The following is a 13,052-nucleotide window of genomic DNA, read 5'->3' as shown; positions in this document are numbered from 1 at the left end:
ATCTAATATTAAGATCATGAAAAAATTTAAACTTACCGTCCTTCTTCTTGGCGTTAGTTTCTTCACATATTCTCAAAATTCTGAGATTAAAAGTTCTGTCAAAAATGTAGAGCAAAAAGTAGATTCTGTTCTAAGTATGATGACGCTCGAGGAGAAAGTAGGACAAATGATCCAGTACAACGGTAGTTGGGATCTTACTGGCCCTGCCTCCGGTGGTGATAACAAGCAAAAGGAAGAACGTTTGAAGAAAGGACTGGTTGGATCCATGCTCAATGTCCTTTCAGTAGAAGCGGTTGAAAAAGCGCAAAGGCTGAATATGGAAAACTCAAGGCTGAAGATCCCTTTGATGTTCGGCTATGATGTGATACATGGATATAAGACCATTTTCCCGGTGCCGCTTGGTGAGACTGCCAGCTGGGATCTCGAAGCTATGGAAGAATCGGCAAGAATTGCCGCATTGGAGTCGGTTGCTGAAGGGGTGAACTGGACCTTTTCGCCAATGATCGATATTTCCCGCGATGCGCGTTGGGGAAGGATCATGGAAGGTTCCGGAGAAGATCCATATCTTACTTCAAAGGTAGCTGTAGCTAAGGTAAATGGCTACCAGGGAAATGATCTTTCAGATCCCAAGACCATCGCAGCAACAGCCAAACATTTCGCCGGATATGGTCTGGCTGAAGGCGGTAAGGATTACAATGCGGTGAACATTGGCCAGAATGAACTTCATAACGTGGTGTTACCTCCGTTTCAGGCTGCTGCTGAAGCCGGAGTAGCTACTTTTATGAATGCATTCAATACCATTGATAATATCCCGGCTACGGGGAGTGAAAGCCTTCAGCGGGAAACCCTGAAGAAGGACTGGAATTGGAACGGCTTTATAGTTTCAGACTGGGGTTCGATTACCGAAATGATCCCTCACGGATTTGCGCGTGACAAGGTTCACGCTGCAGAGATCGCTGTAAAGGCTGGAAGTGATATGGATATGGAAGGTGGTGCCTACGAGGCTGGCCTCGAAAAACTGGTTGAAGAAGGCCAGGTAGATGAGAAACTTATAGACGATGCGGTAAGACGTATCCTTCGAGTAAAGTTCAAAATGGGTCTTTTTGACGATCCTTATCGATATAGCAATTCAAAATTAAAAAACCAGGTTCCTTATGATGAACACAGGCAAAAAGCCCGTGAGATCGCCAGGAAATCCATCGTTCTTTTAAAGAATGAAAATGATATTTTACCTGTTGCCAATTCCGTAAAAAAGATCGCGGTTATTGGTCCTTTGGCTGATGATAAGGATACGCCAATTGGAAACTGGAGAGCCCAGGGCGAGAAAAATTCGGCAGTTTCGGTTTTGGAAGGTTTAAAGAATGCAGTAGGTGCTTCAACCGAGATTACCTATGCCAAAGGAGTGACTCTTGGACAGGGTGAACGCAGTTTCCTTTTTCCGCTTGATATTAATGAAACCGATCGTTCCGGTATTCCTGATGCGGTTGAAAAAGCCAGCGATGCAGAAATGGTCATAATGGTACTTGGAGAGGATGCTTTCCAGAGTGGAGAGGGCCGGAGCCAGGCGAATATAGGCCTGGCGGGTTTGCAGATGGAATTGCTGAAAGAAGTTCACAAAGTGAACCAGAATATCGCGTTGGTATTGATCAACGGTAGACCACTGGAAATTACCTGGGCTGCTGAAAATCTTCCTGCCATCGTGGAAGCATGGCAACTGGGAACCGAAAGCGGGAACGCCATAGCCGACGTTCTCCTGGGAAAATACAACCCTTCAGCAAAGCTTCCGGTTTCTTTCCCTAGAGCAGTTGGCCAGGAGCCGCTGTATTATAATCATAAGAACACGGGAAGGCCTTATAGCCCAGAGCATGTAACCTTTTCCCACTATACCGATATCGAAAATGGTCCGCTCTATCCTTTCGGGTTTGGGTTAAGCTATACCACTTTTGAGTATGCTAAGCCTGAACTTTCGGCTTCTGAATTTAATGCCAACGGAAGTGTAACTCTTAGGGTTGCGGTGACCAATACCGGAGATGTTGCGGGTAAGGAGATCGTTCAGTTTTATTTAAGAGATATGGTTGCCAGTGCTGCCAGACCTGTAAAAGAATTAAAGGGTTTTGAATTGCTGGAAATAAAGCCGGGTGAGACCAAATCTGCCGAATTTACCATAGATCGTGAAACCTTGAAGTTTTACACGGCCGAAGGAAAATGGGAAACTGAAGAAGGTGAATTCGAATTGATGGTTGGACCAAATTCTGAAGACCTGCAGCGCATTAACCTAAAGTATTCAAAATGATAAAAAAAGGATTCGCGACGGCTATCATGCTTCTTTTCCTTGGAATGAGCACCAGTGCTATCGCACAGGAAAAGCTGATCTTCGAGGATGATTTTAACGGGGATAGCCTTGATATGAGCTCATGGAACTATGAAGAAGGGGACGGCTGTCCCAATCTTTGTGGCTGGGGTAATAACGAACGCCAGATCTACGACCGGAATTATGTGGAAGTCAGGGACGGAAAACTTGTGATCACTGCGGTTAAGGAAGATGGAAAGTATTATTCAGGAAAGATCAATACCAAAGACAAGGTAGAGTTCAAGTATGGTGAAATAGAGATCAGGGCGAAGCTAGGCACCGGAAAAGGTGTTTGGCCTGCTTTCTGGATGCTGGGTGCCGATGTTGAAAAGGTAAGCTGGCCGGCCTCCGGAGAAATCGACATTTTAGAATATGTAGGACGTGAACCTGGAATGGTCTTTACCTCCTTGCATACTCCTGCCAGTCATGGAGAAACCATGAATACCAAAAAAACCAGGATCGAAGGAATTGAAGACGGTTACCATACTTATAGAGCCGTGTGGACCGAAGATTTTATAGAATTTTTTGTGGATGGAAAGCAGGTTTACAAATTCACACCTCAGGAATATGATGAGGAGCATTATCCTTTCAGAAAGGATTTTTATTTACTGGTGAATATGGCCATAGGAGGTAATTTTGGAGGTCCTGAAGTGGATGACTCAATATTCCCGGTCAAATATTATATCGATTACATAAAGGTTACCCAGATTTAAATAGAATTAACTAATTGCGGAATCTTCATTTGTTGGGTGAAGTGAAGGTATATACTTTTTACTTCTTGAAGATTTCGCTTTAGTTTAAATTTCTTTTCTCAATAAAGAAGCGTTTTAAAAGATCCCCGCAATCTTCTTCCATGATTCCTGATACCACTTTGGTTTTTGGATGAAGCTGAACTCCATTTTTGCGATATCCCCTTTGTGGATCTGAAGCTCCAAAGACAATTTTTGAGATCTGACTCCAGTAAAGAGCTCCTGCACACATCTGGCAGGGTTCCAGGGTGATATACATTGTACAATTCTGAAGATATTTTCCACCCAGGAAACTGGCTGCAGCCGTGATCGCCTGCATTTCGGCATGAGCGGTCACATCGTTCAGGGTTTCGGTGAGGTTATGTCCGCGTGCGATGATACGATCATTGATAACCACCACAACGCCAACCGGGATCTCTCCTTTGTCATAAGCAACTTCGGCTTCTTCCAGAGCCTTTTTCATAAAATAGGTATCGTCAAATGGAGAGATCATTCCTGATTTTTTCCGAAAGATATAAATTTTGAATATCAGCCACCGTTCCGATTCATATAATTCAGAATTGAAAATGTAACTTTGCTGGTATGACCGGGAAAATCCTTGACCAAATCAACGATCCACAAGATCTTCGAAAACTTAGCTTCGAGCAGCTACAAGAATTGGCGGCTGAGTTAAGGCAGTTCATTATCGATATCGTAGCGACCAAAGAAGGTCACCTTGGGGCTAGTCTTGGCGTGGTAGAACTTAGTATTGCGCTACATTACATCTTCAATACGCCGGAAGATAAACTGGTCTGGGATGTGGGTCACCAGGCCTACGGGCATAAGATCCTCACCGGAAGAAAGGATATTTTTCACACCAATCGGCAGTTAAATGGGATTAGTGGTTTTCCAAAAAGATCAGAGAGTATCTATGATACCTTTGGAACTGGCCATTCTTCCACCTCCATCTCGGCCGCCTTGGGCATGGCAATCGCTTCCAGGCTCCAGGGAAATATCGAACGCCAGCATATAGCGGTTATCGGCGACGCCTCCATCGCCAGCGGAATGGCCTTCGAAGGCTTAAACCATGCGGGAGTTTCAAAGGCGAATCTACTGGTGATCCTAAATGATAACGCGATAGGGATCGATCCAAGCGTTGGAGCTTTAAAGGAGTACCTTACTAAAGCCAGGGTAGGTTATAAGCCCACCAGGGATAATATTATAGAGGCGCTTAATTTCAACTATTTCGGCCCGGTGGATGGGCATGATCTGGATAGTTTGCTAAAGGTTCTCGGAGAAATGAAACAGATCGAAGGACCCAAATTTCTTCATGTCATCACCAAAAAAGGCAAAGGCCTTAAAAAAGCCGAAGAAGACCAGGTTAAATACCATGCCCCGGGGAAATTCGAGCCCGCTACGGGCGAATTGCTGAAGTATGATACCGATGGGCTTCCGTTAAAATACCAGGATGTGTTCGGGTTTAGCCTGGTGGAACTGGCTGAAAAGAATGAAAAGATCATTGGGATCACGCCGGCCATGCCCACCGGTAGTTCGCTTAAATATATGATGGAAGCCTTTCCAGAAAGGGCCTTCGACGTGGGAATTGCAGAGCAACATGCCGTAACCCTGTCTGCCGGGATGGCCACGCAGGGCTCTGTGGTCTTTTGTGCTATTTATTCTACTTTTCTTCAACGTGCTTATGACCAGCTGATTCATGATGTGGCCTTGCAGAATCTTCCGGTCATTTTTTGCCTGGATAGAGCCGGGCTGGTTGGAGAAGACGGAGCGACCCATCACGGTGTTTTTGATATCGCCTACGCACGTTGTATTCCTAACCTTATCATTGTAGCACCACGGAACGAAGTGGAACTTCGTAATTTACTCTATACTGCCCAACTAGGTCTTGATAATCCAATTATCATTAGATATCCGCGTGGCAGGGGAGTTCTTAAAGAGTGGAAACAGGAGTTCAGTGAAATTGAAATTGGAAAGGCTGAATGTTTGAAGGAAGGATCAGAAATCGCAGTGTTGAGTATAGGTAATATGGCTGAAAAGGTATCCGAAGCCATAGAGAAATTTCAGGACGGATCTAAAATTGCCCATTTTGATATGAAATTTGTAAAACCCCTGGATGAGAAATTGTTGCAGGGCGTTTTTAAAAAATTCTCGAAAATTCTTACAGTTGAAGATGGGGTGGAAAAAGGAGGATTTGGAAGTGCCATCCTGGAATATGCTGCTAAAGCCCGTTATAAAGGCGAGATCGAAATTTTAGGAATTCCAGATGAATTTATTGAACAAGGAAATGTGGTTCAATTACAAGAAATTGCCGGAATTAACGTTGAAGGAATACAGCTGAAGTTTAAATCTATGCTCTGATTTTTTTATTTTTGCGATTCCGAAAATTCTGTTGATTAATGAAGCCCCAATTTCTACTTATATTTTTGTGCCTTTTCTTTACAAAAACCCAGGCTAATAACCTGTATGAATATAAGTTTTCGAAGGCCTTAGCAGATACCACTACAACAGATTCTACCAAAACTGAGAATGATAGTACCCAAACCGATGATCTTTTGATCTACTGGACCGAAAAAAATAGCGTGGGGATCAATCTAAGTGAGGTTGCTTTCGTGAACTGGAATGCCGGTGGTAACAATTCAGTTTCGGCACTTTTCTTCTCTAATTTTCAGCGAAATTTTGAGAAAGATCTTACCATGTGGAAGAATTCTGCAACACTTCGCTATGGTATAAATGCCCAGGAAGGAAGAGAGATCAGGAAAACTGAAGATGAGATTCGTGTGAATTCTTCTTTTGGCTTTCGAAAAGACAGTACTTCCAACTGGTTCTATTCTGGGAAGTTCAGTTTCAATACTCAGTTCACCAACGGATATAAATACCCAGATACCCGGGTTCCAATTTCCAAGTTCATGGCCCCCGGATATACCTTTTTGGGTGCCGGAACCGAATTTTCGCATCCCGAAGAAGAGTTGACCGTTTATCTATCGCCCATAACCTTAAAGTCGACTTTTGTTTTAGATCAGCGACTGGCCAACGAGGGTATGTTTGGGGTAGAACCGGCAGTTACCGATGAATTGGGAAATATTCTCGAAGATGGGCAGAATGTTCGAACGGAATTTGGTTTCCTGGTTACCAGTGGTTTTAGCAAGGAGGTTTTCGACAATATAGACCTGGACAACCAGCTGAGCCTGTATTCAGATTACCTGAATAAATTTGGAAACGTGGATGTGGACTGGCAGCTAAATGTGAACATGAAAGTGAACGAATTCGTAAAGGCGAATGTTGGTACGCACATTAGATATGATGATGATGTAAAGTTCAAGGAAGATTCCAACGGCGACGGAAAACTGGAAACTTCAGGCCCCCGTATTCAGCTTAAGCAAATGCTTGGAGTAGGGCTGGTCTATGACTTTTAGTTAAAATTCGAATTGAAGGAGCAGGTATCCCAGGAGAGCTCCACCTATCACCAGGTACACCGCATTAACTTTCTTGATTCCGAAGCTAATCCCAATGCTGATCAACGCGATAAGCCAGGCTCTCCAGTCGGTTAAAATGTTCTGGCCTAATCTTATGGTTACCGCGATCATGATCCCAACTGCAGCGATATTAACAGCATCCAAAAAGCCTTTTGCCAATGGCGATTTCCTGAGTTTTGGAACTATTGGGTTTAGAATAAGTACAAACAGGAAGGAGGGTAGAAAGATACCTGCCGTTGCTGCCATGGCGCCTGTAATTCCGTTGATCTGGTAACCTATGAAAGTTGCGGTAGACAGGACCGGCCCTGGAGTGAACTGCCCGATAGCGATGGCATCCAGCAATTCCGGTTTGCTAAGCCAGCCTAATTTTTCCACCAGTTCTCCGTCCAGGTAGGCTACCAGCACATAACCACTTCCAAATAGTACCGCTCCTATTTTGAGGAAAACAAGGAACAGTTTTGTACTACTTACACCCGCGACTGCAGCCTGGCTAAAACCAAGAAGGCTAAGTGGGATCAGGCTTTTTGTATGCTGAAATTTATTTTCGAGCCCAAACCAAACAAGGCCTAGCAATCCTGCTCCCAGGATGGCCGTAATTTCATTGACTCCTAGAAAAGAGACCCCTATTACCATTGCTCCAATGACCCCCAGTTGCCAGTTCTTTAAAGCTTTTTGGCCTAATTTGTAGATCGCACTGATGATTATTGCGAGCACAGCGGGTTTAATACCATAAAGGAAAGGTTCGACAGCTGGAACTTCGCCATAAGTGACATATAACCAGGCAAGGATCCCGGTAAGGACAACGGCCGGAAAAATAAAACAGGCTCCGGCAACGAAAAGACCTTTCCAGCCCGCACGTTCATAACCGCAGTGCATGGTCATTTCGGTTGAATTGGGGCCTGGGATGAGATTGGTGGCGCCTACCAGGTCCAGAAAATGCTGGCGACTCATCCATTTGCGTTTGGAAACCACCTCTTCTTCCATCATGGCAATATGGGCAGCCGGCCCTCCGAAGGCTATAAGACCCAGCTTAAAGAATACTCCGGCTACTTCTGTGAGTTTGTTCACAAATTGTGATTAAAATTAGATTTTTAGTCCCGAATATTTTTCAAAGGAAGCTACGGTTAGGCCGTCTGTAAGAGAAGCTGTAAACGAACAGATCCCGATGAGTTTTTCGTAAACCGAATCCACCTCCTGCAAATGCTGTAATTTAGGTACCGATTTCAACACCAGGCTGGTAAAATTGGAATCCTGGTCTTCGGTTTCGGGCAACAGGGCTTTGGTGTAGATATCTAATAAATATGAAAGCATTCGGTAACCTGCGATCTCCTTCGTGATCACTTCCTCGCTTTGATAAATCTTTTCGATACTTATTTTGATGATATCTTTTATCTGTGCCTCATAACTGCTTTTATCGAACAAAGATTCGTGAAATTCCCCAGCCAGAATGGCTTCCTCATTAGCCAAAAAGATTTCTGCCGCTTCACCAATAAGTGTATTAATGGCAAGGGATCGCAAATAAGCTAGCCTGTCGGCTGTGTTTTGAAGCCCCGAATATTTGGCGGTATTGATATTATTCTTCACCAGTTTGATAAGGAATTCCAGCGCATATTCCTCATCGATCAGGCCCAGGTTGATCCCGTCTTCAAAATCAATGATGGTGTAACAGATATCATCTGCCGCTTCAACCAAAAATGCCAGCGGATGCCTGCAGTAACCTATATTATTGCTTTCCCGGTTTTTTTTCAATCCTAATTCTTCGGCTACTTCCTTAAAGAATTCTCGCTCGCTCTGGAAAAACCCGAACTTTTTGTCTTCGATCTTTCGAGTGGGCTTATGCGGAAGGGATTCTTTTGGGTATTTTGTAAAAGCTCCCAGTGTGGCATAAGAAAGCCTGATTCCACCTTCAATTCCAGGCCGGTTTTCAGTAAGAATTTTGAAACCGTTAGCGTTACCTTCGAATTTAACCAGGTCCTGGTACTCGGTTTCAGTAAGCTTATCCTTAAAGCGCTTCCCATTACCATGGCTGAAATATTCCCCGATCGCCTTTTCCCCGGAATGTCCAAAAGGAGGATTCCCGATATCATGAGCCAGCGCGGCAGCCGCCACTATAGCTCCAAAATCATTCATCTGGTAGCCATAGGTGTCTCGAAGGTGAGGATGTTTTTCCAGCAATTTCTGGCCGGTGAGTCTACCCAGCGATCTTCCAACTACTGAAACTTCCAGGCTATGAGTGAGCCGGGTATGAACAAAATCGGTTTTGGAAAGTGGAATTACCTGGGTCTTATCCTGGAGGCTTCGAAAGGCCGATGAGAAAATGATCCTGTCATAATCTACTTCAAATCCAAGTCGCGTTTCGTTTTGTTCCTTTCGCAACCTTTTATGCGTGTCTCCGAATCTTTTTAATGATAAGAGTTGCTCCCAGTTCATAGGTTTGGTTTGGTGTGGCTCAAAAGTATTAAAAAAGGGAAGTAAAAACCACTTCCCTCTCTTAATTCAAATTTGAATTAGCCAAAATTTTAAGATCCGCACATCAGGCAATCGTCTCCTTCTGCGTCTTTTGACTGAGCGATGATCGCTCTCAACTCCTCAGGGCTCAAGGCTGCTTCTCCTTCAGATTGCGGAGAAATTGTACTTTCCTTTTTTACGATTTCCGCAGCTCTTTCAGGAACCGAGGTTTCTTTGTCTACAGGATCTTTTTTAGTTTCTTTTTCCAGGGTGAACTTAATAGCATCCACCGCTGCTTTCGTGCGAAGATAATACATTCCGGTCTTCAGGCCGCTTTTCCAGGCGTAGAAATGCATGGAGGTCAACTTGCTGTAATTCGCATTTTCCATGAACAGGTTCAGTGATTGAGACTGGTCTATAAAATATCCTCGATGCCTGGACATGTCTATGATATCTTTCATGCTCATTTCCCAGACAGTTTTGTAGAGTTCCTTAAGGTCGGCCGGAATTACATCAATATCCTGCACCGAGCCATTGTTTCTCATGATGGCGTTCTTTACTTCATCGTTCCAGAGGTTTCTTTCCACAAGATCTTCCAGCAGGTGTTTGTTCACCACGATGAATTCTCCTGAAAGTACCCGTCTGGTGTAGATATTCGAAGTATAGGGCTCGAATGCTTCATTATTTCCAAGGATCTGCGAGGTAGAAGCTGTAGGCATGGGAGCAAGCAACAGGCTGTTTCTAACTCCATTTTTCATGACCTGTTTTCGGAGTTTTGCCCAATCCCATCTTCCGCTTAAATCTTCATCCTTTATTCCCCATAAGTTATACTGAAATTCTCCTTTACTGATCGGAGAGCCTTCGAAGCTGGAATACGGACCTTCTTCTTTAGCCAGTTCCATCGAAGAAGAAACAGCCGCGAAATAAATGGTTTCAAATATTTCCTGGTTCAGTTTTTTGGCTTCATCTGAAGTGAAGGGCATGCGCAGTTTGATAAAGGTATCTGCCAGCCCCTGCACTCCAAGACCAACCGGGCGGTGTCGTAAATTGGAATTCTCTGCTTCCTTTACGGGGTAGTAATTTCTATCTATGACCTTATTAAGGTTCCTGGTTACTCGTTTGGTAATTCGGAACAGTTCTTTGTGATCGAATTCGTTTCCTTTGATGAACATGGGCAGCGCGATGGAAGCCAGGTTACATACAGCGACTTCATCTTCACTGGTATATTCCAGAATCTCTGTACACAAGTTCGAAGACCTGATGGTGCCCAGGTTTTTCTGGTTGGATTTCCTGTTGGCTGCGTCCTTGTATAGCATATAAGGGGTACCTGTCTCTATCTGGGATTCAAGGATTTTTTCCCAAAGTTCTCTGGCCTTGATGGTCCTACGGCCTTTGTCTTCAGCTTCATATTTTTCATATAAAGCTTCAAACTCTTCGCCGTAGGTGTCATAAAGGCCCGGACATTCATGAGGGCACATCAATGTCCAGGTTGCGTCTGCCTGAACCCTTTTCATAAACAGGTCTGGCATCCACATAGCATAAAACAGGTCTCTTGCTCGCATTTCTTCCTTTCCGTGGTTCTTTTTAAGATCCAGGAAATCAAAGATGTCTGCATGCCACGGTTCAACATAGATCGCAAAGGAACCTTTGCGTTTTCCGCCTCCCTGGTCAACATACCGCGCGGTGTCATTAAAGACCCTCAGCATCGGAACGATACCGTTGGAAGTACCATTCGTCCCGGAGATGTAGGAGCCGGTCGCCCTCACATTGTGAATAGACAGGCCAATACCTCCTGCTGACTGAGAGATCTTCGCGGTTTGTTTCAGGGTGTCGTAAATTCCGTCGATACTATCGTCCTTCATGGTAAGAAGGAAACATGAAGACATCTGGGGTTTCGGGGTACCCGAATTAAAAAGTGTAGGAGTAGCGTGTGTGAAATATTTTTTAGACATCAGCTCATAGGTCTCTATGGCTGCGTCGAGGTCATCTGGATGGATCCCAATGGAAACCCGCATGAGCATGTGCTGAGGTCTTTCGGCTATCTTGCCATTCAGCTTTAGAAGGTAAGATCGTTCGAGGGTTTTAAAGCCGAAATAATCATAGCCAAAATCGCGGTTGTAGATGATCGTGGAGTCCAGTTTTTCACTGTTTTCCTTAATTACCTCGTATATTTCATCTGAGATGAGGGGGGCAGATTCACCTGTGCGCGGGTTGATGTACTCATACAGGTCGGTCATCACCTCAGAAAATGTCTTTTTGGTATTCTTATGCAGGTTAGAGACCGAAATCCTCGCGGCCAGCTTAGCGTAATCGGGATGAGCAGTGGTCATGGTCGCGGCGATCTCGGCGGCCAGGTTATCCAGCTCGCTGGTGCTAACATTGTCATAAAGCCCTTCAATGACCCTCATGGCGACCTTGACCGGGTCTACCAGTTCATTAAGGCCATAACATAGCTTTTTAACCCGTGCCGTGATCTTGTCGAACATGACGGGTTCTTTCCTGCCGTCTCTTTTTACTACATACATACTAAGTCTTTCAGTTGATTCAGGAGCCAGTTCGCCTTGGAATCAGGCAAAAAGGGATCCTGCGGGCAAAACCCGTTATTGGAAAAATAGGATTAATTCGGATTCTATATATAAAGGTCAACCAGCGCCGCGTTGGGGGTCACGGCGCAGTTGCTCTTTAGAAATCAGCGTCGAAACTGATCTCATCTGATTCTTTATCTTTATTCATCACCCCTGCCTTTTGGTATTCGCTTACTCTTTTCTCAAAGAAATTGGTTTTACCCTGCAGGTTGATCATATCCATAAAATCGAATGGATTGGATACGTTGAATTCTTTTTCACACTCCAGCTCTACCAGCAATCTGTCTGTTACAAATTCCAGGTACTGGGTCATTAGTTTCGCGTTCATTCCAATCAGACTCACTGGTAGAGATTCGGTGATGAACTCACGTTCGATGTTTAAGGCATCGATGATGATCTCCCTGATCTTGGCCTTTGGCACTTTATTGACAAGGTGATTGTTATGCAGGTGAACTGCGAAATCACAATGCATGCCTTCGTCTCTTGATATCAACTCATTTGAGAAGGTAAGCCCGGGCATTAATCCGCGCTTCTTCAGCCAGAAGATCGAGCAAAATGCTCCCGAGAAGAAAATTCCTTCTACCGCGGCAAAGGCGATGAGCCTTTCAGCAAATGAATCTGATTCGATCCATTTCAGAGCCCAGTCGGCTTTTTTCTTGATAGCCGGGAAAACTTCAATGGCTTTGAACAGGTTATTCTTTTCCTTATCGTCTTTTACATAAGTGTCGATAAGAAGCGAATATGTTTCGGAATGAATGTTTTCCATCATGATCTGAAAGCCATAGAAGAACTTGGCTTCAGAATACTGCACTTCGTTTACGAAATTCTCTGCGAGGTTTTCGTTTACGATCCCATCTGAAGCTGCAAAGAATGCGAGTATATGCTTGATAAAATATCTTTCGTCGCTATTCAGTTTATGGCTCCAGTCGTTCAGGTCCTGGTGAAGGTCGATTTCCTCCGCAGTCCAGAAGCAGGCTTCCATTTTTTTATACCAGTCCCAGATGTCATTATGCTTGATTGGAAAGATTACAAAACGATCCTTATTTTCCTGCAAAATTGGTTCCGTCTGGGCCATGATATTTTTAAATTTTTAAGACTTTTAGTGCTTTGGTAATTAATGGTTTAACAAATATTTAAAATACTTGTTTAAATTGAAAGGTAGCCGGTTAAACGTTTTCAACAAAGTTTTCAACAGCTCAAACTCAATGTTTTCATTTAACTTTGTTAAAAAGTGTATTTAAAACACTGAATAACAACCTATTATAAGTTGTTAATAATTTTATGAAGAGAAATAAGGCCTTCCCTAAAATGAGCTGTTCACAATTGCGAATTTGTTATTCTAAATATGTTGATATTTTTGGTCTGAAAAGAAGAAAACCGGCATTTTTTGCCGGTTTTCAGAAAACAGAATTACCCAATCTTTTGGTTGGTTAACTAAAATTATTGAGTG

Annotated in this window: 9 protein-coding genes; 4 read left to right on the top strand and 5 right to left on the bottom strand. The window is 43.8% G+C overall.

Annotation, left to right across the window (positions count from 1 at the left end; genetic code table 11):
* The first annotated feature begins 16 nt into the window (after nucleotides 1–16).
* Together bglX and MKO06_RS03970 are read left to right on the top strand one after the other, a co-directional pair.
* Entirely contained in the window at nucleotides 17–2,293 is a 2,277-nt protein-coding gene (bglX, locus tag MKO06_RS03975; protein ID WP_241549365.1) for a beta-glucosidase BglX, read from the top strand.
* On the top strand, nucleotides 2,290–3,063 hold the full coding sequence (locus MKO06_RS03970) for a glycoside hydrolase family 16 protein (RefSeq protein WP_241549364.1): 774 nt from the start codon (nucleotides 2,290–2,292) through the stop codon (nucleotides 3,061–3,063). Before bglX ends, MKO06_RS03970 begins: the two co-directional genes overlap by 4 nt.
* Before the next feature lie 79 nt (nucleotides 3,064–3,142).
* Here MKO06_RS03970 and MKO06_RS03965 read toward each other — a convergent pair whose 3' ends face one another.
* Nucleotides 3,143–3,592: a nucleoside deaminase gene (locus MKO06_RS03965; protein WP_241549363.1), complete on the bottom strand. Its 450-nt coding sequence runs from the start codon at nucleotides 3,590–3,592 to the stop codon at nucleotides 3,143–3,145.
* 89 nt (nucleotides 3,593–3,681) lie between these two features.
* Between MKO06_RS03965 and dxs the strand changes: the two genes are divergently transcribed.
* The gene (gene dxs, locus MKO06_RS03960; protein ID WP_241549362.1) at nucleotides 3,682–5,454 is read left to right on the top strand and encodes a 1-deoxy-D-xylulose-5-phosphate synthase; all 1,773 of its coding nucleotides are present in this window, start codon (nucleotides 3,682–3,684) and stop codon (nucleotides 5,452–5,454) included.
* A 38-nt stretch (nucleotides 5,455–5,492) separates the two neighbouring features.
* Complete coding sequence (locus tag MKO06_RS03955; protein ID WP_241549361.1) at nucleotides 5,493–6,509, top strand: DUF3078 domain-containing protein; 1,017 nt, start codon at nucleotides 5,493–5,495, stop codon at nucleotides 6,507–6,509.
* Here MKO06_RS03955 and chrA read toward each other — a convergent pair whose 3' ends face one another.
* From chrA to MKO06_RS03935, 4 genes are all read right to left on the bottom strand, one after another.
* Complete coding sequence (gene chrA, locus MKO06_RS03950) at nucleotides 6,510–7,637, bottom strand: chromate efflux transporter (protein ID WP_241549360.1); 1,128 nt, start codon at nucleotides 7,635–7,637, stop codon at nucleotides 6,510–6,512.
* Between the two features lie 15 nt (nucleotides 7,638–7,652).
* On the bottom strand, nucleotides 7,653–8,999 hold the full coding sequence (dgt, locus tag MKO06_RS03945) for a dGTP triphosphohydrolase (RefSeq protein WP_241549359.1): 1,347 nt from the start codon (nucleotides 8,997–8,999) through the stop codon (nucleotides 7,653–7,655).
* Between the two features lie 89 nt (nucleotides 9,000–9,088).
* Nucleotides 9,089–11,542, bottom strand: a complete 2,454-nt coding sequence (locus tag MKO06_RS03940; RefSeq protein ID WP_241549358.1) for a ribonucleoside-diphosphate reductase subunit alpha — start codon at nucleotides 11,540–11,542, stop codon at nucleotides 9,089–9,091.
* A gap of 157 nt (nucleotides 11,543–11,699) precedes the next feature.
* The gene (locus MKO06_RS03935; protein ID WP_241549357.1) at nucleotides 11,700–12,677 is read right to left on the bottom strand and encodes a ribonucleotide-diphosphate reductase subunit beta; all 978 of its coding nucleotides are present in this window, start codon (nucleotides 12,675–12,677) and stop codon (nucleotides 11,700–11,702) included.
* Nucleotides 12,678–13,052: the final 375 nt, after the last annotated feature.

This window comes from Christiangramia oceanisediminis (assembly GCF_022570735.2).
In the GTDB taxonomy this organism is placed as follows: Bacteria; Bacteroidota; Bacteroidia; order Flavobacteriales; family Flavobacteriaceae; genus Christiangramia; species Christiangramia oceanisediminis.
Note: the sequence above shows the minus strand (reverse complement) of the source record. Positions and strands in the feature narration are given on the sequence as shown.

Coding starts and splice junctions, on each gene's coding strand:
- bglX (WP_241549365.1), top strand. CDS start 17: ATGAAAAAATTTAAACTTACCGTCCTTCTTCTTGGCGTTAGTTTCTTC.
- MKO06_RS03970 (WP_241549364.1), top strand. CDS start 2,290: ATGATAAAAAAAGGATTCGCGACGGCTATCATGCTTCTTTTCCTTGGA.
- MKO06_RS03965 (WP_241549363.1), bottom strand. CDS start 3,592: ATGATCTCTCCATTTGACGATACCTATTTTATGAAAAAGGCTCTGGAA.
- dxs (WP_241549362.1), top strand. CDS start 3,682: ATGACCGGGAAAATCCTTGACCAAATCAACGATCCACAAGATCTTCGA.
- MKO06_RS03955 (WP_241549361.1), top strand. CDS start 5,493: ATGAAGCCCCAATTTCTACTTATATTTTTGTGCCTTTTCTTTACAAAA.
- dgt (WP_241549359.1), bottom strand. CDS start 8,999: ATGAACTGGGAGCAACTCTTATCATTAAAAAGATTCGGAGACACGCAT.
- MKO06_RS03940 (WP_241549358.1), bottom strand. CDS start 11,542: ATGTATGTAGTAAAAAGAGACGGCAGGAAAGAACCCGTCATGTTCGAC.
- MKO06_RS03935 (WP_241549357.1), bottom strand. CDS start 12,677: ATGGCCCAGACGGAACCAATTTTGCAGGAAAATAAGGATCGTTTTGTA.